The organism is Neisseria viridiae, assembly GCF_962747995.1.
Classification (GTDB): Bacteria; Pseudomonadota; Gammaproteobacteria; order Burkholderiales; family Neisseriaceae; genus Neisseria; species Neisseria viridiae.
The window spans coordinates 79,645-103,005 of record NZ_CAUJAJ010000006.1; the positions used below are offsets into that span (position 1 = coordinate 79,645).

Below are 23,361 nucleotides of genomic sequence, written 5' to 3' on the forward strand. Positions count from 1 at the left end.
GCCTTATTGAATCGGATAAAGCGTCGGCAGAAGTTTCAGACGGCCTTTCTGCCGGCAAGTGAAGGAAATTATGCGCCGCCGTGCGTTTCTTTAATCAGGAACACGGAAAACGCGCCCAACAGCAAGACCGCGCCTGCAACCAAGAACATGGTTGCCTGATGGCTGCCCAGCATAGGGAAGAGGATAAAGCTCAACAGCGAAGCGACGATTTGGGGCATACAGATAGAACCGTTAAACAAGCCCAAGTAAGTGCCCATATGTTTGCCCGACAAGGCGTTGGTTACAATCGTCAGCGGATACGTGATGATGCCCGCCCACGCGATGCCGATTAAGGTATAAGACAGAATCAGTGCGTATTGATTGTGAATGAAGAAGATAGAGAAGAAACCGAGCGCGCCCAAAGCCAAACAGCCGAAATAACCCGCCTTATGGTATTTATTCGGCACTTTCGCCAATACAAACGAACAAATCACCGCCGCAACCGACTGCACCGCCGCCAAAACGCCGTACCAGTTGCCCGCCTCCTGATAACCTACGGAAGACGCATCAGTGGTGTGCCAGACGTTTTCCGCAATCGCGCCTGCCGAGTAAGTCCACATATATTGGAAGGCGAACCAGCAGAAAAACTGTACCAGAGTAACCGTCCAAAACGCTTTAGGTGCCGTTTTTAAGAGTTCGAACCAGTTGGCTTTTTCCTGATTCGCGGCGACATCGATGCCGTGGTAACGGGCGTAGGTTTCCGGATCGTATTCTTTGACTTTGAAGATTGTGAACGCACTGGTAATAATCAATAACGCCGCGCCCACATAGAATGCTACGACCACGGTTTGTGGCACAACGCCTTTCTCGGCGGTATTCGCCAAACCGATATACGCGAACACAAACGGCAGAATCGCCGCCACAACCGCGCCCGTATTCGCCAAAAAGCTCTGAATCCCGTAGGCGTAGCTTTTCTGCTCCTCGTTGACCATGTCGCCGACCATCATCTTAAACGGCTGCATCGCCATATTCGACGACACGTCCAACAGCGCAATCATCAGCGCGCCGAACGACAAGGCCGCCAACGACGCATAGCCGAAACCGAAGCTGCCCGAGTTCGGCATCAAAATCATCACGATAACCGCAATCAGCGTGCCGTAAAGCAGATACGGCAGGCGGCGGCCGCCCAAGCGCGGCTTCCAAGTGCGGTCTGAGTAGTAGCCCACTATCGGCTGCACCAGCATCCCCGCCAGCGGCGGCAGGATAAAGAACCAGCCCAAATTGTGCGGGTCTGCGCCTAGCGTTTGAAAAATGCGGCTCATCTGCGAGCTTTGCAGGGTAAAGGCCGTCTGAACGCCGAGATAGCCGAAGCTCAACATCCAAATCGTGCTTTTTGCCAGCGCGGGCAAACCTTGTTTTGCTGTTTGAGGCGTATATTCCGACATAAGGTAAATCCTTTTTTGATTTGAAAAGTATAGTGGATTAAATTTAAATCAGTACGGCGTTGTCTCGCCTTAGCTCAAAGAGAACGATTCTCTAAGGTGCTGAAGCACCAAGTGAATCGGTTCCGTACTATCTGTACTGTCTGCGGCTTCGTCGCCTTGTCCTGATTTTTGTTAATCCACTATATTTGCTTTGGAAAATCCGAAATGGTTGCCGGCGCGGCGATCCTCTTTCATTATTATTTTTTTTGTCTGTATAATTTCAAAGGGATAGGCGGATTTTATGAATCCTGCCCGATTTTGGCAATACCGGTTCGCGGATAAACTAGCTTAAATCAAATTATCGGTTAAAATGGCCGCCTGAAATTTGTTTGATGAAAACGAGAAAACTATGTCCCAACAATACGTCTATTCTATGCTGCGCGTGAGCAAGGTTGTGCCGCCGCAGAAAACCATCATTAAAGATATTTCCCTTTCTTTCTTCCCCGGCGCGAAAATCGGTTTGCTCGGTTTGAACGGCGCGGGCAAGTCCACCGTGCTGCGGATTATGGCGGGCGTGGATAAGGAATTTGAGGGCGAAGCCGTGCCGATGGGCGGCATTAAAATCGGCTACCTGCCGCAAGAGCCTGAGCTTGATCCTGAGAAAACCGTGCGCGAGGAAGTGGAAAGCGGTTTGGGCGAAGTGGCTGCCGCGCAGAAACGCTTGGAAGAAGTGTATGCCGAGTACGCCAATCCCGATGCGGATTTTGACGCATTGGCGGAAGAACAAGGTCGCTTGGAAGCGATTATTGCGGCTGGTTCGTCCACGGGCGGCGGTGCGGAACACGAATTGGAAATCGCTGCCGACGCGCTGCGCCTGCCTGATTGGGATGCCAAAATCGGCAATCTGTCCGGCGGTGAAAAACGCCGTGTGGCTTTGTGCAAACTTTTGTTGAGTAAGCCCGATATGCTGCTGCTGGACGAGCCGACCAACCACTTGGATGCGGAATCAGTGGAATGGCTGGAGCAATTCTTGGTGCGCTTCCCCGGCACAGTCGTTGCGGTAACACACGACCGCTACTTCCTCGACAACGCCGCCGAATGGATTTTGGAACTCGACCGCGGACACGGTATTCCGTGGAAAGGCAATTACTCGTCTTGGTTGGAGCAGAAAGAAAAACGCTTGGAAAACGAGGCGAAATCCGAAGCCGCGCGCGTGAAAGCGATGAAGCAGGAATTGGAATGGGTGCGCCAAAATGCCAAAGGCCGTCAAGCCAAGTCTAAAGCGCGTTTGGCGCGTTTTGAGGAAATGAGCAACTACGAATACCAAAAACGCAACGAAACGCAGGAAATCTTTATTCCCGTTGCCGAGCGTTTGGGTAACGAAGTAATTGAATTTGTGAATGTTTCCAAATCGTTCGGCGATAAAGTGCTGATTGACGATTTGAGCTTCAAAGTGCCTGCTGGCGCGATTGTCGGCATCATCGGCCCGAACGGCGCGGGTAAATCGACGCTGTTTAAAATGATTTCGGGCAAAGAGCAGCCTGATTCCGGAGAAGTGAAAATCGGTCAAACCGTGAAAATGAGCCTGATTGACCAAAGCCGCGAAGGTTTGCAAAACGACAAAACCGTATTCGACAACATCGCCGAAGGCCGCGATATTTTGCAGGTCGGACAGTTTGAAATCCCCGCCCGCCAATATTTGGGTCGTTTCAACTTTAAAGGCAGCGACCAAAGCAAAATCGCGGGGCAGCTTTCCGGCGGCGAACGCGGACGTTTGCACTTGGCAAAAACCTTGTTGAGCGGCGGCAACGTCTTGCTGTTGGACGAACCGTCCAACGACCTCGACGTGGAAACCCTGCGCGCGCTGGAAGACGCATTGCTGGAATTTGCCGGCAGCGTGATGGTGATTTCGCACGACCGTTGGTTCCTCGACCGCATCGCCACGCATATCTTGGCGTGTGAAGGCGACTCCAAATGGGTGTTCTTCGACGGCAACTATCAGGAATACGAAGCCGATAAGAAACGCCGTTTGGGCGAAGAAGGCGCGAAACCGAAACGGATTAAATACAAACCGGTAACGCGTTAACCTCCGAAACAATGCCGTCTGAAAGGCTTTCAGACGGCATTTTTACAAGGCAGCACCGTTTAAAACAGCATTGCAATCCTCAAGACAATCAAGGTCATCACCGCAGCCGCCATATCGTCCGCCATAATGCCCAAACCGCCGTGCAGATTCTTGTCAAACCAACCGACGGGGGGCGGTTTGAGCGCGTCAAACAGACGGAACAGAACAAATGCCGCCAGCCACCACGTCCACCTGAACGGCACAAACGCCAACACAAACAGCATGGCGACAATCTCGTCCCAAACAATCCCACCGTGGTCGCTGACACCCGTTTCACGTTCCGCATAAGCGCAAATACGTATACCCCATATAAACAGCACCATACATAAAAAAGCCAACAACAGGCCGTCCACACCCGTCAAAATCAATACGAATGCCAAAGGTAACGCCGCCAAAGTACCGAAGGTACCCGGCGCGAACGGAGCCAGCCCGCTGCCGAAACCGAAAGCCAAAAAACACAACGGCCGTTTCAACAGCCACGCAAAGTCAGGTTTAAAATCAGCCAAAATGATCAAATCCCGAAGAGTGAAGTTTCAATTCCCTGCCGTCACTATCCAAAATCTTCAGACGGCATTCCCCATTGATTTTACCGATACGCGTTACCGGCACGCCGCATCGTTCCGCTGCGGCAAGCACGCTTTCGCGGCAACTTTCCGATGCGGTAAATACCAGTTCGTAATCATCGCCGCCGGCCAAAGTATAAGACAGCCATTGCGCTCGGGGCAAAATATCTTTCAATATGGATAAAGACGGCAGCGAATCGGCCCAAATTTCCGCCCCCACGCCGGAAGCGGTCAGGATATGCCCCAAATCTTGCGCGAGGCCGTCTGAAACATCCTGCGCCGCCCTGGCAAACGGCAACAGCGCAAGCCCCAGCCCAACCCTTGGCTCGGGGCGGAGCAGCTTTTGTTCGCACACGGCAAACACTTCATCCGGCAACACACACCGTTTCAGACGGCAGTTCAAAGCCGCCGCCGCCATACCGACACGCCCCGACACCCAAATATCGTCGCCCGCAACCGCCGCATCACGCCGTAACGCCCTACCCTTCGGCAATTCGCCGATAATGGTTACATTGAACGCCATATCGCCCTTGGTCGTATCGCCGCCGATTAAGGTGATGCCAAACTTTTTTGCCAAACCGAAAAAGCTGCCGCAAAACCGTTCCAGCCATACTTCATCCAATTCGGGCAACGCCGCGCTCAGCAGCACCCAACGCGGTATCGCACCCATCGCCGCCATATCTGAAATATTGACGGCCAAAACCTTCCAAGCCAAGTCTTCAGGTTTGACATCTGCAAAAAAATGCCTGTCCCTCAGCAGCATATCCGCACTGAAACACAAATCGAAACCCTCACGTGGGCGGATAATTGCCGCATCGTCGCCTATGCCCAATACGACATCCTTATCCGTGCCTGTTTGCAAATACCGTTTGATGAAGTCAAATTCTTTCATGTCGCAAAATGTCCGAACGCACCGCTATGTTGATTTTTATTGATCTGCTGTATTTTACGCAGTACCGCACATAAAACGCAGCACCGCGTACAGCACTGATTTGAGAGAGTTTGTTCCCTCAAAAACAAATCCAAATTCTATCGCCTTCAAAACCGGAGTTTCAAGCACCAGGAAGATTTTGATGAAGCATAAACCCTACCCCATATTCTGACAATAACCGTTTCCGCAAGCATCCTAAAAACAAACCCCGCAAAAGCGGGGTTTGTTTTGTTTCATCAGAACCGATTAAAGTTTGATACGTAAACCTATTCTCTTATACAGAACAGGAATCCAACCCTACCCATCGGCAAGATGCTTTTAAAGCTTATTGCTGGGTGTGAACATGAGCCGGAGCAACCTGACGGGTTACGATGCTGCGGATTTTCACGTCAACACGGCGGTCAGGTTCGATACATGCAATCAGAGCCTCACGTTTTTTGGCTTTAGAGGCTTTTGCACCCAGTTTGGCAACTTCAGCTTCACAAACTTGAGTCATTTGCGCTTGAGATTCGCCCAAGCCGACAGCAGAAGTTTTGGAAGCAGGCACACCGTTGCTGACCAAGTAGTTTGCCACTACGTTGGCGCGACGCTCGGACAGGGCCTGGTTGTATTTTTCAGAACCCATGAAGTCGGTATGACCTTCAACACGTACGGATTGTACGTTGGTTTGACCCAGGCGTTGGGCCAATACTTTCAGGTTGTCTTGGGCTTCGGCACGCAGTACGTCTTTGTCGAAACCGAACAGGGTTTTGGCAGACAGAGAAACGGTTTCGTCAACATATTGCGGAGCCTGCTCTACAACAGCAACAGGAGCCGGTTCAACTGCATCGCCGCACTCTACGCGGCCTTGGGTTGCTTTGTCGAAGTAGGTATTTTTCCAGCATTCGCCGTAGTTGTTGCGTACGACTTCTTGCGATTGGCCGCTCACGGTATAACCGTGGATATGGGCTTCGCTCGCCATAGCAGTGCCGGAAGCGAGCAATGCAACGAATAATGCGCTTAATTTCAGCTGTTTGGTCATTTTATTCCCTCATTAAATTTGTACAGCAGATACAGGAGCAACTGCTGAATTGCCAACATACAGGCCGCTGTAGAAACATGGCGGCAAATCGGATATTTCAGTCTCCACTATAAAGAAGCAGGGGGCGGACTGTCAATACTCAACGCCTGAAAACAACCGTAAAACAGCCTGTTTCCTAATCGTCTATCATGCCGAAAAATCAATTCCGTGTCATTACTTTAGGGGGATTTTTTCCATATCGCACAATTGCCGTTGCACAAAAACAACAAACACAACGGCAAAGCCCCATACCGTACCGGCAAGAAAATATGATAAATTATAAACAATGTTCAGCCACCCGACACAGATCCACACCGACCCGCCATGAAATTACAACAATTGAAATACACCTTAGAAGTTTACCGGCACAACCTGAACGTTTCCGAAGCGGCCGAGGCCTTATTCACATCACAACCCGGCATCTCCAAACAAATCAAATTGCTGGAAGAAGAAATCGGCATTCAGATTTTTATCCGCAGCGGCAAGCGCGTGGTTTCGGTCTCGCAGCCGGGCAAGGTGGTTTTGGATATTGCGGAACGTATTTTGCGCGATGTTCAGAACATTAAAAATATCGGCAGCGAGTTTACCGGACAGGACAGCGGTTCACTGACGGTAGCCACAACACATACTCAGGCACGCTATGCCCTGCCCTTGATTGTTGCCGATTTTGTGAAACGCTATCCGAAAGTCAATCTGACCATCAAACAGGGAAGCCCTGCCGCCATCGCACGTATGGTTACCTCAGGTGAGGCGGATTTGGCGATTGTTACGGAACGGATAGACGACCACCCCGAATTGGGAAGACTTTCCTGCTACGACTGGACACACGCGGTGATTGTGCCGAACGACCATCCGCTGCTCGAATGCAGGAATCCCCTCCGCATTGAAGATTTGGCGAGGTTTCCGCTGATTACTTATGAATTTGCATTCAATGCGGGCAGCAGCATCGCGCGGGCATTCTCCAAAGCCCGTTTGGAACGGCCGGATGTCGCATTGGCGGCGGCGGATACGGATGTATTGAAGACTTATGTGCGCTTGGGTTTGGGCGTGGGACTGATGGCGAAAATGGCGTACAACCCGGATACGGACGGCGATTTGCAGCTTGTGGATGCGGCACACCTGTTCGAGCCGTCGCCGACGTGGATTGCTTTGCGCAACGATACTTATTTGCGCGGATATGCCTACGACTTTATCCAAGCGTTTGCGCCGCACCTGACACGCGAAAAGGTGGACAGGATTCTGTACACGCCCATCAGCGAGGATTTTTCGATTTAGGCGGCTGCCGGTTTTCAGACGGCACTTTGCGGCAGATAAAACAAACAGGGCAGATGTTTTCGTCTGCCCTGTGTTTATTGAGAATGCCGTCTGAAATGTTCGTACAGGTTAATCAAATAGCGTGCGAGCAGCCGGACACCATCTTCTTCAGCACTTGCAGATTGAGAATCTTGATGTGTTTGTGTTCGACGGAAATCAATCCTTCCTGATGGAACTTGGACAATGTGCGGCTGACGGTTTCGAGTTTCAGCCCGAGATAGCTGCCGATTTCTTCGCGGGACATTCTTAAGATGAAGTCGTTGGCGGCAAAACCGCGCGAGTAGAGCCTTTGGGAAAGGTTCAGCAGGAAGGCGGCAATCCGTTCTTCGGCGCGCATATTGCCCAACAGCAGCATAACACCTTGATCGCGCACGATTTCACGGCTCATCATACGGAAGAAGTGGGTACGCAGGCTGGGGATATTCTGACCAAGTTCTTCGATGTGGGTAAACGGCAGTTCGCACACTTCGCTGTCTTCCAAGGCGACCGCGTCGCAACTGTGCACATGGGCACAGATGCCGTCCATGCCGATGAGTTCGCCCGACATAAAAAAACCCGTTACCTGATCGCGACCGTCCTGACTGGCGACGGTTGTTTTGAAGAAGCCCGAACGGATGGCAAAGAGCGAGGTAAAGGCTTCGCCGGCACGGAAAAGGTATTCGCCTTTTTTCAGGCGGCGGCTTTGGCGGATGACGGCATCGAGTTGGCTGAACTCGTTGGGCAGCAATCCGACAGGCAGACAAAGTTCCCGCAAAGAACAGGAAGAACACAAGGTTTTCATCTGATGTGTAGTATTATGCGAAGCCATACCGTACCTTTTCGTGTGTTTTGCCCCATCCCAATTATGTGCTTGTTGACACATATCAAGACAGGTTTATCATACTGTGGCATTCTACCAAACTATCCAAAATTTGACTAACATCATAAAACCGCACACACACCATGAAAATTATTCAGATACAGAACAATCACAATGTAAACGATGACCGCCCCGAGTTTGACCGCGAACTGATTGCCAGCCTGCCCGCCAGCGGCCCGCGCTATACTTCCTACCCTACCGCCGACCGTTTCCACGACGGTTTCCGCGAAGGCGAATATATCAAAGCTTTACATTTGCGCGGTATGGGCGCGTTAAACAAACCGTTTTCCCTTTACATTCACATTCCGTTCTGCAACACCATCTGCTACTACTGCGGCTGCAACAAAATCATCACCAAAGACAAAAGCCGTGCCGATGCCTACATCGAATATCTTGAAAAAGAAATGGAACTGCTCGCCCCGCATCTGAACGGACGGCATCAGCTTGCCCAACTGCACTTCGGCGGCGGCACGCCGACCTTTTTGAGCGACGAACAGATCGAACGCGTCTTCCGTATGATACGCAAACATTTCGAACTGATACCGTCCGGCGAATACTCCATCGAAATCGACCCGCGCAAAGTCAGCCGCGACACCGTCCTCATGCTCGGCAGGCTCGGCTTCAACCGCATGAGCGTCGGCATTCAGGATTTCGACCCCAAAGTGCAGGCGGCGGTCAACCGCATCCAAAGCTACGACGAAACCAAAGAAGTCATCGATGCCGCCCGTGAGGCAGGGTTCAAATCCGTCAGCGTCGATTTGATTTACGGTCTGCCGCACCAGACTTTGGAAAGTATCAAAACCACCATAGACACGGTTTTGTCGCTCGACCCCGACCGCCTCGCCCTTTATCACTACGCCCACCTGCCACATGTTTTCAAACCGCAACGCCGCATCGATACCGCCGCCGTCCCCGGCAGCGAGGAAAAACTCGATATGCTGCAATACTGCGTCCAAACCCTGACCGAACGCGGCTACGTCTTCATCGGCATGGACCATTTCGCCAAGCCGGACGACGAACTCTCCATCGCCCTCAAAGAAGGCTTCCTCCAGCGCAACTTCCAAGGCTATTCGACCTACGCGGATTGCGATTTGGTCGCCATCGGTGTGTCGTCCATCGGTAAAATCGGCAACACCTACTCCCAAAACGAACGAGACATCGATGCCTACTATGCCGCCATCGACGAAGGCAGACTGCCCATCATGCGCGGCTACCAGCTCAATCAGGACGACATCCTGCGCCGCAGCATCATTCAGGATTTGATGTGCCGCTTCGCGCTCGACTACCGTGTTTACGAAGACATATTCGGTATCCCGTTCGACCGTTACTTCAAAGACGAACTGGCGGATTTGGAAAAACTCGCCGGTTTGGGATTGGTGCGCCTGAACAGCCACGGGCTGACCGTTACCCCGAAAGGACGCTTCCTCATCCGCAACATCGCCATGGTCTTCGACTACCACCTGCGCCATAAAGAAACCAGGGCGAAATACTCACAAACCGTATGATTGTATTTCAAATATACGGATGCCGTCTGAAAGGCTTTTTCAGACGGCATTTTGCTGCCGGCAGGATAAGTGTTTTCAAGAACAGGCGGCGGCATATCATAACGTTCCGCACCTTTGTGTCCGATCGTTCCGAAACCGAGATATAGCGGATTAACAAAAATCAGGACAAGGCGACGAAGCCGCAGACAGTACAAATAGTACGGAACCGATTCACTTGGTGCTTCAGCACCTTAGAGAATCGTTCTCTTTGAGCTAAGGCGAGGCAACGCCGTACTGGTTTAAATTTAATCCGCTATACCAAACGGCATATCCCGACAGAACAGATTGTGCATAAGGCACAAGCCCGCACATTCCATCAACAAAATGCCGTCTGAACACGGGTTCAGACGGCATCAGTATTTTACAATCAGAACACTGCCTGCAAAATCAAATAGCTGGCCACCGACAGGACGGCGGCGGCAGGCAGGGTAATGACCCACGCCAAACCGATGGGCTTCATCAGTTTCCAGTTGGCATTGCGGTTGACCAAACCGATACCAAGCACCGCACCGACCAAGATGTGCGTACTGGACACGGGCAGCCCCATTAGCGACGCGCCCATCACGACGGAGGCGGCGGACAGTTCGGCGGTAAATCCCGAGGCGGGATGCATTTCCGCCAAACTCGTACCGACGGTTTTAATCACCTCTTTACCGACAAACCACAAACCGACAATCAGCGCGATACCGAAAGTCAGCATCGCAATCGGAGGGACGGCGCTTTGCGCGGTAACGCTATTCGTCCGCAAAACATCCATAATCGCGGCAAACGGACCGATGGCGTTGGCAATATCGTTCGCACCGTGGCTGAATGCGAAGCCGCAGGCGGTAAAGACCTGCATCCATGAAAACATCTGAAAGGTCGATTTGCCCAAGTCTTTACGCTTGAGGCTTTTGGCAAACACAAACGTCCCCATCCACACCGCCGCGCCTATCATAAAGATGGTCAGGAAGCTGTTGACGTTGCTCATGCCCAGATGCAGGTTCTTCAGACCCTTGAAAATCAGCATAGCGGAAATCATCATCGCGCCGAACGAAGCGATAAAGGGAACCCAAGAGTGCAACGCCTTGTAAGAATCGACATTGTTTTTACGGTTATCGAACGCATAAAGACCGCGGTAATACTCCGATTGCAGCTCTTGCGGATCAAATTCGGGCTCATCGTAAATTTGCGCGTCGTGCGCCATTTTGGTGGCGTATTCGACTTTTTCGGCTTCGGACAAACCCTCGAAAAACAAGCGGTGCTGTTCTTTATACGCCTTTTTTTCCTGCTTGATGCCCTTGAGCGTGCCTTCCGCCCAAGCGTTGTAATCTAAGACGTTTTTCTTGACGCGCGAAAACAGGAAATAGGAAACCGCACCGCCCAACACGGGCGACAATACCCAAGATATCCCGATTTCGCCCAGCTTGCCCCACCGTATCAACGCCACCCCGTCCGCATTATGCGTAAACGCCATACACAACGCACTGCCGACGATGCCGCCGATAATCGCGTGCGTCGTCGAAACCGGCAGGCCTTTGCGGGACGCGAACAGCAGCCACAACGCCGCCGCCAAAAGTGCGGACATCATAATAAACACAAACTGTATGGGTTCGAGATCCATACCGTTCAGATTGACGATGCCTTTGCGTATGGTATCGGTTACCTCGCCGCCCGCGATGACCGCGCCGCTGACTTCAAACACCGCCGCAATCAGCAAAGCCTGCGGGATGGTCAGCGTGCCGGAACCGACGCTGGTGCCGAAAGAATTGGCAATATCGTTGCCGCCGACGTTGAACGCCATAAACACGCCGAACATCGTGGCGATGATGAAAAGCACGCTGTTATTGTAGTGGGTATAACCCAAACCCCAATAGATAAAATAGCCGACTATGCCTACCAGCATGGCGGCAAAGACGGCGTTAATCAGTTTCAAGTTCGCACTCATTTGAGTTTGAGCCATGGAAGATTCCTTAGTGAACACAGAAGGGTTTTCGCGGATATTGTAACCTTTTGCAATCCGTCTTGAAACATTTATTTACACTGCACCAGCAAATCGGTATACGAGCGTCAATACACGTTAAAATGGCGTTTTGCACCAGTTTGGGAGTGATGATGGAAACACAGCTTTACATCGGCATCATGTCGGGAACCAGTATGGACGGGGCGGATGCCGTGCTGGTACGGATGGACGGCGGCAAATGGCTGGGCGCGGAAGGGCACGCCTTTATCCCCTACCCTGACCGGTTGCGCCGAAAATTGCTGGATTTGCAGGACACGGGCGCGGACGAACTGCACCGCAGCAGGATTTTGTCGCAAGAACTCAGCCGCCTGTATGCGCAAACCGCCGCCGAACTGCTGTGCAGTCAAAACCTCGCGCCGTCCGACATTACCGCCCTCGGCTGCCACGGGCAAACCGTCCGACACGCGCCGGAACACGGTTACAGCGTACAGCTTGCCGATTTGCCGCTGCTGGCAGAACTGACTCAGATTTTTACCGTCGGCGACTTCCGCAGCCGCGACCTTGCTGCCGGCGGACAAGGTGCGCCGCTCGTCCCCGCCTTTCACGAAGCCCTGTTCCGCGACGACAGGGAAACACGCGTGGTACTGAACATCGGCGGGATTGCCAACATCAGCGTACTCCCCCCCGGCGCACCCACCTTCGGCTTCGACACGGGGCCCGGCAATATGCTGATGGACGCGTGGACGCAGGCACACTGGCAGCTTCCTTACGACAAAAACGGTGCAAAGGCGGCACAAGGCAACATATTGCCGGACCTGCTCGGCAGGCTGCTCGCCCACCCGTATTTCGCACAACCCCACCCCAAAAGCACGGGGCGCGAACTGTTTGCCCTAAATTGGCTTGAAACCTACCTTGGCAGCGGCGAAAACCAATACGACGTATTACGGACGCTTTCCCGTTTTACCGCGCAAACCGTTTGCGACGCCGTCTCACACGCAGCGGCAGATGCCCGTCAAATGTATATTTGCGGCGGCGGCATCCGCAATCCTGTTTTAATGGCAGATTTGGCAGAATGTTTCGGCACACGCGTTTCCCTGCACAGCACCGCCGACCTGAATCTCGATCCGCAATGGGTAGAAGCCGCCGCATTTGCATGGTTGGCGGCGTGTTGGGTCAACCGCATCCCCGGTAGTCCGCACAAAGCAACCGGCGCATCCAAACCGTGTATTCTGGGCGCGGGATATTATTATTGAGCGCAAATGCCGTCTGAAAGCCCGTTCCGCCGTTCAGACGGCATTTTTGATACAAAGCAGGTAACCAAAGGAGCGTTTGACGGAAAAGGAGAAACTAAAATAAAGGATTACACTTGGCATCATCAAGATACCGGATGTATCGGCTGGAAAGCGATGAACACAAGAAGATAATTATGTGGAAAATTTATAAAGAAAATAGCACTGACTTAAATTTTGCCCTAGGTAGTATATATTGCCAAGCAATCAATCTTACCGAATTTAAAATGTGGGTCGAAAAAATCATAAGGGAAATGGACTTAGATGAAATTCCAAATTATTTTTTTGATCTAACAGATCTTCAATCACTATTCCATCTAATTGATATTATAGGATTTGTTCCCGAAAATAACTTATCAAAAAATCAGGATAATGCATTAACAGGCATTGCCTTCTTAAGGGGGATAGATGTCTATGACCCTCCCGTTTCAAAAGAAAAAGCATTAAAAGCCTTAAAGAAACATCCTGAAATTTATCAGAGGTTTCAGCATTTCTTTCCGTTTGTAGAACTGCTCCCGCCTTAAACAGTCAAAATGCCGTCTGAAAGCCCTTTCCGCCGTTCAGACGGCATTTTCGCCCCTTTTCCTTACAAACGGAGACCTTTGCAAAATTCCCCAAAATCCCCTAAATGTCTTGGTGGGAATTTAGGGGATTTTGGGGAATTTTGCAAAGCTCTCAGGCTACTTGAAAAGTTTGGGAGATTTTCAGGTAGCCTTTGGTATTGGGCGCAACAGACGCAGGTACAGATTAGGCGGTGCGCCGTAATCGTACGAATGCCGATTCAACCCAAGCAGACATCAGTATTTGGGAAGTGGGTGTTCGATGGAGCAAAGGTTGTACGGAGGGTGGAAGGATTTGTTCGTGCGATTACGCCACTTGAGGTGGCTAATTGTACTTACCCGGGTTTCAGGTAACCTTTGGGTGTTTGGTATGGTCGCGCTTGAAAAAACGTGTTTTAAGGGACAAATGCCGTCTGAAAATTGGTTTTAAGACGGCATTTTCGGTTTGTGTGAAACAATGAGGTAAACTGCACTACGGAATACTTCCCTTGGAAATGGGAAAAGGCAGCATTTTTATGCTGCTTTTTATACGCAAGGGAATTAGAACGTTGCGGCTACGCGGAAGCCGCACTCGTTAAACTTTTCGCTGTCTGTTTTGGTTTTGGTAGTATTCGAGACAAATTCGGCAGACTTGCGGATTGCGCGGTGGCGGTAATATGGGTCAAACTCTACGCCGAGACTGCCGGTCAGTTGTTTGCCCACATTCAGACCGTTGCTGACGAACCGGCCTTTGGAGTTTAGGCTGGCATCTTGGGAAGCAATTGCTATTTTGTTTTTGTTGCGGAGATAGACAGCCACCCCGCTTATGGCTTCAGAAACCAGCCTTCGCCAAGGTTTTGACGGATTTTACCATCTGCTTGCAGGGGGAGGCGTTCGCTTTTGGACAGGCGTAGCCGCAGCACTTTTCTCCCAAATAACGTTTAACTTGGACGCGCTCCAAACCGCCACCGCCACGGAAACGTGTGGATTCGGCGACCGGTTGGGTGTAGGTATAACCGGCATACACGGCAGCCATTTTGCCTATTGCGCCGTTAGCGATGTGTGCATTCCCTCTTTTGTCGTCTGCATCGTTTTTGCTTCGGGCGTACTCTGCCTTAAAACGCATATCGTGGCGTTTGTTGAACGAAAGCCGATGGACGGTGTGCGTTATTTTTCTTTCAAATTGCCGGTAGTGGCTTTGCCTTTAACATAAGCGGCAAAGACTTTGTATTCGCTTTTGCCGTTAGACTCGGGAATATCGGCTACCGTAACGGCGGACACGGTTGCAAGTGAGAGTGCAAGCAGGGTTTTTTCATTTTTTTATAATGAGGATAAATAAATGGAGAAAGTGCGGGAAATACCCGCATTCCAATTAAATCTTTTTTCAAGCAATTAGTTCTTTTGTTTTCAACATTTTCCTTGCGTATGAAATTTTGCCGGATGTGCAGGCGGAATCGGCAGCGGGGTGTCCTGTACCGGATTGTCGTGGAAACGGGAAAACGGATGTTCCGTGCGGTTTTGCCCGAATGAATGGCGGATATTGTTTTTATCAATCTGTTTCTTTTTCTTTGAAATAAAATTTCTAAAATATTGAAAATATGAAATTTAAAATCTATGAAAAAAGATATATCAGTTATTTTGAAATAAAATAGCTTTGTAGTAATATGTTGCACTTGTTTGTGCAAGGTAAACGATGTAACCTAAGCCGCGTATAAAAACCCATCAGGAAAGATGCAAGATGACACACCATTACCCCACAGACGATATTAAGATTAAAGAAGTTAAAGAGTTGTTGCCGCCGATTGCCCATCTTTACGAGCTGCCGATTTCCAAAGAGGCTTCGGGCTTGGTTCACCGCACCCGTCAGGAAATTTCCGATTTGGTTCACGGCAGGGACAAGCGGCTGTTGGTCATTATCGGACCGTGTTCGATTCACGATCCGAAAGCGGCGTTGGAATATGCGGAGCGTTTGTTGAAACTCCGTAAGCAGTATGAAAACGAGCTTTTGATTGTGATGCGAGTTTATTTCGAGAAGCCGAGGACGACGGTGGGTTGGAAAGGTTTGATTAACGACCCGCATTTGGACGGTACGTTCGATATCAATTTCGGTTTGCGTCAGGCGCGCAGCCTGTTGTTGTCGTTGAACAATATGGGTATGCCTGCCTCTACCGAGTTTTTGGATATGATTACGCCGCAATATTATGCGGACTTGATTTCTTGGGGGGCAATCGGCGCGCGGACGACCGAAAGCCAAGTTCACCGCGAATTGGCAAGCGGGCTGTCCTGCCCCGTCGGCTTTAAAAACGGTACGGACGGCAATTTGAAGATTGCCATTGACGCAATCGGTGCGGCGAGCCATTCGCATCATTTCTTGTCTGTAACCAAGGCCGGACATTCCGCCATTGTCCATACCGGCGGCAATCCCGACTGTCATGTCATTTTGCGCGGCGGAAAAGAGCCGAATTATGATGCGGGACACGTCAGCGAGGCGGCGGAACAACTGCGTGCGGCAGGGGTAACCGACAAGCTGATGATCGATTGCAGCCACGCCAACAGCCGCAAGGATTACACCCGGCAGATGGAAGTGGCACAAGACATTGCCGCCCAATTGGAACAGGACGGCGGCAATATCATGGGCGTGATGGTGGAAAGCCATTTGGTCGAAGGCAGGCAGGACAAGCCGGAAGTGTACGGCAAAAGCATTACCGATGCGTGTATCGGTTGGGACGCGACTGAAGAACTGTTGGCATTGTTGGCAGGTGCGAATAAAAAACGTATGGCGCGCGCCGGTTGAGATTTTTGACGCAGAATGTCATAAAATGCCGTCTGAAGCGTTCAGACGGCATTTTTGTGGAGGAAATATGCTCAAAATAACCCTAATTGCGGCGTGTGCGGAAAACCTGTGCATCGGGGCGGGCAATGCTATGCCTTGGCACATCCCCGAAGATTTCGCATTTTTCAAAGCCTATACCTTGGGCAAACCCGTCATTATGGGGCGGAAAACGTGGGAATCCCTGCCCGTCAAACCCCTGCCCGGACGGAGGAACATCGTCATCAGCCGGCAGGCGGATTATTGCGCGGCAGGCGCGGAAACGGCGGCAAGTTTGGAGGCTGCATTGGCATTGTGCGCAGGCGCGGAAGAAGCCGTCATTATGGGCGGCGCGCAGATATACGCACAAGCGATGCCGTTGGCGACCGATTTGCGGATAACCGAAGTGGATTTGTCTGTGGAAGGAGATGCGTTTTTCCCTGAAATAGACCGGATGCATTGGAAAGAAGCAGAGCGGACGGAACGCCGTGTCAGCAGCAAAGGCGTTGCATATACATTCGTGCATTACCTCAAGGGATAACTGCAAGGCAGATGCCGTCTGAAGCCGTTTCAGACGGCATTTTTCCAGCTTGAGAACGGGTGTTTGCTCAAGTATGCATTGGTAAACATGCCGTCTGAAGTGATTTCCCGTCCCAGCCAGTCCGGACGGTCAAAATCGGCATTCTCGTCGGGCAACTCGATTTCCGCGACGACCAAAGGCGCATTATCGCCAAGAAAAACATCGATTTCAAACAGGCTGCCGCCCCATCTGACCGGATAACGCCGTTTTTCCATCTTAAACGGGCACATCGTTTCCATCATCTTTTCCGCATCGGCAAGCGGGATTTCGTATTCAAACTCGCTGCGGCTGATTTCCGAAATATAGCCTTTCAGCGTCAGCCACGCCCGTTTTCCGGCAATGCGGACGCGGACGGTGCGTTCTTTTTCGACAGACAGATAACCCTGCCTCAACAGCAGCGGCTCATCGGCGTATTGCCGCCAGTTGTCGTTTCCAATCAAAAAACGGCGTTCGATTTCTATCGGCATAAGATGCTCCGTCAAAACGGTTTGAACACGACCAGATACAGCGCGGCAACCATCAGCAGCACGGGGATTTCGTTGAACACGCGGTACCAGCGGTGTGAAAAAGCATTGCTGTAATCCTGAAAACGGCGCAGCAGCACGCCGCAATACAACTGGTAAGCCAAGAGCATCAAGCCCAAACACAGTTTGACGTGAACCCAGCCGCTGCCCCACCAGCCGGCGGCAAACGGTATCGCCGCGCCGAACACGACCGCGCCGAAGCCTAACGGCGACATAAAACGGTACAGCCGCACCGCCATACCCGACAGGCGCACATACTCGGGATTGCCGCGCGGCGCATCAATCATCGCCATATTGACGAAAATCCTCGGCAGGTAAAACAGCCCTGCAAACCACGAAATGACAAAAAATAAGTGAAACAGCTTGAACCAAGAAAACATCATCGCCCACACCCTGCCGAAAAGCGGTATTGTACAGGCAAACCGCTTGGGAAACGTGATAAAATCAGGCGGATAAACAAATCGAATAAATCCTTACCGCAAAACGGAGGCAAAATGCTCAAATCCATCGAACTCAATTCACACATCCGCAACCGCCTTGCAGCATATCTGAAAGGCAGGGGTATGGATTTTCAGACGGCGATGCAGGAAGAAGAAGGCAACAAAGAAATCGCCTCCATCGTCCACAGCGGTCTGCCCACTCTGGTACGCAAACTGTATTCCGAACAAAAAATGCAGAAGTTTTTTTGGGAAAAGCGGGATTTGATTGCCGACTACATCAGTAGCCGGATGCAAGGATAGGCGGCTGAAATCTGTTTTCAGGCAAGTGAAAAGACAATATAGCGGATTGAAATTACGCTTATCGTCATTCCCGCCCGCGCGGGAATCCGACTTGTCCAGTTTCGGTTCTTTTTCTCGTTTCGGGTGATTTCTAAACTGTCATTCCCGCGCAGGCGGGAATCCAGACCTTTAAACTCCGGCCATCTCCGATAAATTCTTGCGGCATTGAAATTCTAGATTCCCGCTTTCGCGGGAATGACGGCGGAGGGGTTTTTAGTTTTCCCGATAAATGCACATCATCCAAAATCCCGTTATTCCCACAAAAACAGAAAATCAAAAACAGCAACCTGAAATCCCGTCCTTCCCGCACAGGTGGAAATCCGACTTGTCCGGTTTCGGTGATTTTTCGTTTCGCAACTTTTGAGCCGTCATTCCCGCGCAGGCGGGAATCCAGACCTTTAAACCCCGACCATCCCCGATAAATTCTTGCGGCATTGAAATTCTAGATTCCCGCTTTCGCGGGAATGACGATGGAGGTTTTTTGTTTTTCCTGATTTTTCATTGTGGTGTAGTTTGATGTAGTATATAATCATTATAATTTTAACACTTGACAAAGGAAAATTTCTCATGACACTGAAAGCAAGCAAGCAAGCAAGCAAGCAAGCAAGCAAGCGGTCGGGTTAATCTATTAACATTATCTGTTTTATCGCTGTTTTGCACGCCATATGCTTGGGGTTCGGATGTGTACGATCCCGTCAAAGAAGCCGAGATTAAAAACAAATTTATTTTAGAAGCGGCGGAAGACAGAAATTCCCACGTTTGGCGCGGCCCGTGCAGCATATCTTTTGATTGCTTCGGTGCTTTCAGTTATCAGCCCGGTTCAAATACTCGTTCTACAAATATTGGCGATGCTGCCGATTTTTCATTTTCAGACAAGCCGGTAAACGGTGTTTCCCATTATTTTTCCAGCGGTAAAACCGATCAAAATTCATCCGAATACGGGTATGACGAAATCAATATCACGGGTAAAAACTACAATAGCGGCATCCTCGCCGTCGATAATATGCCCGTTGTTAAGAAATATGTTACAGAGAATTACGGAACTGATTTAAAGCAGGCGGTTAAGAAGCAATTAAAGGCTTTGTATGACACGAAACCCGAAGATTGGGAAAAAAATAAAAAAATAGTTGAGGAAGTGTATAGAAAACAGCTTGGAGGAACATTTGATATACTTAAACAGAAAAGACCCAATATAATTAATCAATTGATAGAAGACGCCGTACTCACTCCTTATCCATCATCTACCAATCTCGACAACATCTTCAATAAAACACTGCACGTCAAAATCGAAAACAAATCCCACGTCGCCGGACAGGTGTTGGAACTGACCAAGATGACGCTGAAAGATTCCCTTTGGGAACCGCGCCGCCATTCCGACATCCATACGCTGGAAACTTCCGATAATGCCCGCATCCGCCTGAACACGAAAGATGAAAAACTAACCGTCCATAAAGCGTATCAGGGCGGCGCGGATTTCCTGTTCGGCTACGACGTGCGGGAGTCGGACGAACCCGCCCTGACCTTTGAAGACAAAGTCAGCGGAAAATCCAATGTGGTTTTGGAACAAAATCCAAAAAATGTGAAAACGCTCGACGGGCGCAAACTGATTGCGGCGGAAAAGGCAGACCCTAATTCGTTTGCGTTTAAACAAAATTACCGGCAGGGACTGTACGAATTATTGCTCAAGCAATGCGACGGCGGATTTTGCTTGGGCGTGCAGCGTTTGGCTATCCCTGAGGCGGAAGCGGTTTTATATGCCCAACAGGCTTATGCGGCAAATACTTTGTTTGGGCTGCGTGCCGCCGACAGGGGCGGCGACGTGTATGCCGCCGATTCGTCCCGTCAAAAATTGTGGCTGCGCTTCATCGGCGGCCGGTCGCATCAAAATATACGGGGCGGCGCGGCTGCGGACGGCCGGCGCAAAGGCGTGCAAATCGGCGGCGAGGTGTTCGTGCGGCAAAATGAAGACAGCCGGCTGGCAATCGGCGTGATGGGCGGCAGGGCCGGCCAGCACGCATCAGCCAACGGCAAGGGCGGTGCGGCAGGCAGTTATTTGCATGGTTATGGCGGGGGTGTTTATGCTGTGTGGCATCAGTTGCGCGATAAACAAACGGGTGCGTATTTGGACGGCTGGTTACAATACCAACGTTTCAAACACCGCATCAATGATGAAAACCGTGCGGAACGCTACAAAACCAAAGGTTGGACGGCTTCTGTCGAAGGCGGCTACAACGCGCTTGTGGCGGAAGGCGTTGTCGGAAAAGGCAATAATGTGCGGTTTTACCTGCAACCGCAGGCGCAGTTTACTTATTTGGGCGTAAGCGGCGGCTTTACCGACAGCGAGGGGACGGCGGTCGGACTGCTCGGCAGCGGTCAGTGGCAAAGCCGCGCCGGCATTCGGGCAAAAACCCGTTTTGCTTTGCGTAACGGTGTCAATCTCCAGCCTTTCGCCGCTTTTAATGTTTTGCACAGGTCAAAATCTTTCGGCGTGGTAATGGACGGCGAAAAACAGACGCTGGCAGGCAAAACGGCACTCGAGGGGCAGTTCGGCATTGAAGCCGGTTGGAAGGATTATTTGTCTGCGCGCCTCGGATACGGCAAAAGATCAGACGGCAATAAAGAAGCCGCATTGTCGGTCAAATGGCTGTTTTGATGCGTCGGGAAATGTTTTGACGCACAGGCGGCACACCAATCTGAACCCTGCCGACCCGAAGGGTAGCGCATAATGATGAAACCGGCGGGAAACTGCCGGTTTTTTGCCGCCGTCTGAGACCCGGTTCGGGCTTCAGACGGCATTGTCGCGGCATCGGGCGGCAGGGTTTGGAACAGCGGCATAAAAAACTGATACAATCCGCTGGTTGATAATGGTTATTTTTTATTTTTATTTTTGTGGGAAGACATTTATGCCTGCACGAAACAGATGGATGCTGCTGCTTTTATTGGCAAGCGCGGCATATGCCGAAGAAACACCGCGCGAACCGGATTTGAGAAGCCGTCCCGAGTTCAGGCTTCATGAAGCGGAGGTCAAACCGATCGACAGGGAGAAGGTACCGGGGCAGGTGCGGGAAAAAGGAAAAGTTTTGCAGATTGACGGCGAAACGCTGCTGAAAAATCCCGAATTGCTGTCCCGCGCGATGTATTCCGCAGTAGTTTCAAACAATATTGCCGGTATCCGCGTTATTTTGCCGATTTACCTACAACAGGCGCAGCAGGACAAGATGCTGGCACTTTATGCACAAGGGATTTTGGCGCAGGCAGACGGCAGGGTGAAAGAAGCGGTTTCCCATTACCGGGAATTGATTGCCGCCCAACCCGACGCGCCCGCCGTCCGTATGCGTTTGGCGGCGGCATTGTTTGACAACAGGCAGAACGAGGCGGCGGCAGACCAGTTCGACCGCCTGAAGGCGGAAAACCTGCCGCCGCAGCTGATGGAGCAGGTCGAGCTGTACCGCAAGGCATTGCGCGAACGCGATGCGTGGAAGGTAAACGGCGGTTTCAGCGTTACCCGCGAACACAATATCAACCAAGCCCCGAAACAGCAGCAGTACGGCAAATGGACTTTCCCGAAACAGGTGGACGGCACGGCGGTCAATTACCGGCTCGGCGCGGAGAAAAAATGGTCGCTGAAAAACGGCTGGTACACGACGGCGGGCGGCGACGTGTCCGGCAGGGCTTATCCGGGGAATAAGAAATTCAACGATATGACGGCAGGTGTTTCCGGCGGCATCGGTTTTGCCGACCGGCGTAAAGATGTCGGGCTGGCGGTGTTCCACGAACGCCGCACCTACGGCAACGACGCTTATTCTTACGCCAACGGCGCACGCCTTTATTTCAACCGTTGGCAAACCCCGAAATGGCAAACGCTGTCTTCGGCGGAGTGGGGGCGTTTGAAGAATACGCGCCGGGCGCGTTCCGACAATACCCATTTGCAAATTTCCAATTCGCTGGTGTTTTACCGGAATGCGCGCCAATATTGGACGGGCGGTTTGGATTTTTACCGCGAGCGCAACCCTGCCGACCGTGGCGACAATTTCAACCGTTACGGCCTGCGCTTTGCCTGGGGGCAGGAATGGGGCGGCAGCGGCCTGTCTTCGCTGTTGCGCCTCGGCGCGGCAAAACGGCATTATGAAAAACCCGGCTTTTTCAGCGGTTTTATAGTGGATTAAATTTAAATCAGGACAAGGCGGCGAAGCCGCAGACAGTACAAATATAGTCAATTAAAAACAAAATAGTACAATACTCAACTTTGAAGGTCTAACTATGGCATACTCTGCGGACTTAAAAAACAAAGCTTTAAACTATTACGAACAATGCAAAAACATCAGCCAAACCGCAGCAACGTTTAACTTGTCAAGAAACACGCTTTACCTGTGGATTCGCCTTAAAAAACAAACAGGCAGCCTAAAACATCAAGTTACCGGTCTAAATGCCGTCAAATTGGATAGGCAAAAACTGGCTCAATATGTTGGGCAACATCCGGATGCCTATCTGCATGAAATCGCCAAACATTTTGATTGTACGGCAGCCACCGTTTGCTATGCATTCAAACAGATGGGGATAACGCGCAAAAAAAGACCACCACTTACAAAGAACAAGACTCGGCCAAAGTAACGCATTATTTGACACAGCTGGCCGAATTTTCCGACTACCAACGTGTTTATTTGGATGAAACAGGATTTGACCGCTACCTGTTCCGTCCCTATGCCCGCAGCCTGAAAGGGCAAATAGTGAAAGCGCAGATAAGTGGAAAAAGATACCAACGCTCATCTCTGGTGTCCGCACAAGTCGGCAACCGGCTGATTGCTCCGATGGTTTATCAAAATACGATGACCGGAGTCTTTTTTGAAGCGTGGTTTCAGCAATGCCTACTGCCCGCATTGACTCAAAAATCGGTGATTATTTTAGATAATGCGCGATTTCACCGTATGAGACCCTTTTTCAGACGTTCCGCTCCGATACCCCCAACAAAACGCCGCCCGAACGCATGTTCGGACGGCGTTTGATGCGAGTGCAGACTTCCTCCTATTTTATTTTTTAGCCGCAGGCGTTGCCGGTTTTGCGGGGGCTTTTGGCGCGGGCGCGCCGACCGAAGCCTGGTCC

At 51.1% G+C, this 23,361-nt stretch carries 19 protein-coding genes and 3 pseudogenes; 12 read left to right on the plus strand and 10 right to left on the minus strand.

Annotated elements, in window-relative coordinates; genetic code table 11:
- Positions 1-68: 68 nt before the first annotated feature.
- A complete protein-coding gene (locus tag Q9J79_RS05430; protein ID WP_301911732.1) occupies positions 69-1,424 on the minus strand; it encodes an SLC45 family MFS transporter in 1,356 nt (451 codons plus the stop codon).
- Positions 1,425-1,812: 388 nt separating this feature from the next.
- On the opposite strand from Q9J79_RS05430, the gene ettA reads away from it, so the two are divergent.
- Positions 1,813-3,489 (plus strand): energy-dependent translational throttle protein EttA, encoded by a 1,677-nt coding sequence (gene ettA / locus Q9J79_RS05435; protein WP_025458263.1) that lies wholly within the window; start codon positions 1,813-1,815, stop codon positions 3,487-3,489.
- Between the two features lie 59 nt (positions 3,490-3,548).
- On the opposite strand, the gene Q9J79_RS05440 is transcribed toward ettA, so the two are convergent.
- From Q9J79_RS05440 to Q9J79_RS05450, 3 genes are all read right to left on the minus strand, one after another.
- A complete protein-coding gene (locus Q9J79_RS05440) occupies positions 3,549-4,034 on the minus strand; it encodes a phosphatidylglycerophosphatase A family protein (RefSeq protein ID WP_301911734.1) in 486 nt (161 codons plus the stop codon).
- The gene (gene thiL / locus Q9J79_RS05445) at positions 4,027-4,983 is read right to left on the minus strand and encodes a thiamine-phosphate kinase (protein ID WP_301911736.1); all 957 of its coding nucleotides are present in this window, start codon (positions 4,981-4,983) and stop codon (positions 4,027-4,029) included. Before thiL ends, Q9J79_RS05440 begins: the two co-directional genes overlap by 8 nt.
- Positions 4,984-5,347: 364 nt before the next feature.
- Entirely contained in the window at positions 5,348-6,043 is a 696-nt protein-coding gene (locus Q9J79_RS05450) for an OmpA family protein (RefSeq protein WP_025458266.1), read from the minus strand.
- Positions 6,044-6,406: 363 nt separating this feature from the next.
- On the opposite strand from Q9J79_RS05450, the gene Q9J79_RS05455 reads away from it, so the two are divergent.
- The gene (locus Q9J79_RS05455; protein ID WP_301911738.1) at positions 6,407-7,357 is read left to right on the plus strand and encodes a CysB family HTH-type transcriptional regulator; all 951 of its coding nucleotides are present in this window, start codon (positions 6,407-6,409) and stop codon (positions 7,355-7,357) included.
- Between the two features lie 112 nt (positions 7,358-7,469).
- Here the strand turns inward: Q9J79_RS05455 and fnr are convergent, their stop codons facing one another.
- Positions 7,470-8,204 carry a fumarate/nitrate reduction transcriptional regulator Fnr gene (gene fnr / locus Q9J79_RS05460; protein WP_301911739.1) on the minus strand — a complete coding sequence of 245 codons (735 nt, stop codon included), beginning with the start codon at positions 8,202-8,204 and terminating at the stop codon, positions 7,470-7,472.
- A gap of 134 nt (positions 8,205-8,338) precedes the next feature.
- On the opposite strand from fnr, the gene hemN reads away from it, so the two are divergent.
- Entirely contained in the window at positions 8,339-9,760 is a 1,422-nt protein-coding gene (gene hemN, locus Q9J79_RS05465; RefSeq protein ID WP_301911740.1) for an oxygen-independent coproporphyrinogen III oxidase, read from the plus strand.
- A gap of 406 nt (positions 9,761-10,166) precedes the next feature.
- On the opposite strand, the gene Q9J79_RS05470 is transcribed toward hemN, so the two are convergent.
- Positions 10,167-11,741, minus strand: a complete 1,575-nt coding sequence (locus tag Q9J79_RS05470; protein ID WP_301911741.1) for an inorganic phosphate transporter — start codon at positions 11,739-11,741, stop codon at positions 10,167-10,169.
- A gap of 152 nt (positions 11,742-11,893) precedes the next feature.
- Here Q9J79_RS05470 and Q9J79_RS05475 point away from each other — a divergent pair, with 152 nt between their 5' ends.
- The 3 genes from Q9J79_RS05475 to Q9J79_RS05485 are packed head-to-tail and all read left to right on the plus strand — an operon-like array spanning position 11,894 to position 13,554.
- The gene (locus Q9J79_RS05475) at positions 11,894-12,994 is read left to right on the plus strand and encodes an anhydro-N-acetylmuramic acid kinase (RefSeq protein WP_301911754.1); all 1,101 of its coding nucleotides are present in this window, start codon (positions 11,894-11,896) and stop codon (positions 12,992-12,994) included.
- A gap of 6 nt (positions 12,995-13,000) precedes the next feature.
- A complete protein-coding gene (locus tag Q9J79_RS05480) occupies positions 13,001-13,165 on the plus strand; it encodes a hypothetical protein (protein ID WP_301911742.1) in 165 nt (54 codons plus the stop codon).
- 2 nt (positions 13,166-13,167) lie between these two features.
- The gene (locus Q9J79_RS05485) at positions 13,168-13,554 is read left to right on the plus strand and encodes a hypothetical protein (RefSeq protein ID WP_301911744.1); all 387 of its coding nucleotides are present in this window, start codon (positions 13,168-13,170) and stop codon (positions 13,552-13,554) included.
- A 576-nt stretch (positions 13,555-14,130) separates the two neighbouring features.
- Here the strand turns inward: Q9J79_RS05485 and Q9J79_RS05490 are convergent.
- On the minus strand, positions 14,131-14,388 hold the full coding sequence (locus Q9J79_RS05490) for a hypothetical protein (protein ID WP_301911745.1): 258 nt from the start codon (positions 14,386-14,388) through the stop codon (positions 14,131-14,133).
- 13 nt (positions 14,389-14,401) lie between these two features.
- A complete protein-coding gene (locus tag Q9J79_RS05495; protein WP_301911746.1) occupies positions 14,402-14,695 on the minus strand; it encodes a hypothetical protein in 294 nt (97 codons plus the stop codon).
- Positions 14,696-15,307: 612 nt separating this feature from the next.
- On the opposite strand from Q9J79_RS05495, the gene aroG reads away from it, so the two are divergent.
- Together aroG and Q9J79_RS05505 are read left to right on the plus strand one after the other, a co-directional pair.
- A complete protein-coding gene (gene aroG / locus Q9J79_RS05500) occupies positions 15,308-16,363 on the plus strand; it encodes a 3-deoxy-7-phosphoheptulonate synthase AroG (RefSeq protein ID WP_002212267.1) in 1,056 nt (351 codons plus the stop codon).
- A 67-nt stretch (positions 16,364-16,430) separates the two neighbouring features.
- Positions 16,431-16,919 (plus strand): dihydrofolate reductase, encoded by a 489-nt coding sequence (locus Q9J79_RS05505; RefSeq protein ID WP_301911756.1) that lies wholly within the window; start codon positions 16,431-16,433, stop codon positions 16,917-16,919.
- Between the two features lie 29 nt (positions 16,920-16,948).
- Here the strand turns inward: Q9J79_RS05505 and Q9J79_RS05510 are convergent, their stop codons facing one another.
- Both Q9J79_RS05510 and Q9J79_RS05515 read right to left on the minus strand, forming a co-directional pair.
- Entirely contained in the window at positions 16,949-17,425 is a 477-nt protein-coding gene (locus Q9J79_RS05510) for a CYTH domain-containing protein (RefSeq protein WP_301911748.1), read from the minus strand.
- An 11-nt stretch (positions 17,426-17,436) separates the two neighbouring features.
- Entirely contained in the window at positions 17,437-17,865 is a 429-nt protein-coding gene (locus Q9J79_RS05515; RefSeq protein ID WP_096109134.1) for a CopD family protein, read from the minus strand.
- 111 nt (positions 17,866-17,976) lie between these two features.
- Here Q9J79_RS05515 and Q9J79_RS05520 point away from each other — a divergent pair, with 111 nt between their 5' ends.
- The 4 genes and pseudogenes from Q9J79_RS05520 to Q9J79_RS05535 all read left to right on the plus strand — a co-directional run.
- Complete coding sequence (locus tag Q9J79_RS05520) at positions 17,977-18,222, plus strand: hypothetical protein (RefSeq protein WP_301911749.1); 246 nt, start codon at positions 17,977-17,979, stop codon at positions 18,220-18,222.
- A 616-nt stretch (positions 18,223-18,838) separates the two neighbouring features.
- Positions 18,839-20,914: pseudogene (locus tag Q9J79_RS05525) on the plus strand (autotransporter outer membrane beta-barrel domain-containing protein); the annotation flags it as partial.
- 217 nt (positions 20,915-21,131) lie between these two features.
- Positions 21,132-22,415 (plus strand): annotated as a pseudogene (locus Q9J79_RS05530) (surface lipoprotein assembly modifier); the annotation flags it as partial.
- Between the two features lie 106 nt (positions 22,416-22,521).
- Positions 22,522-23,189, plus strand: a pseudogene (locus Q9J79_RS05535) (IS630 family transposase); the annotation flags it as partial.
- Between the last annotated feature and the right edge of the window lie 172 nt (positions 23,190-23,361).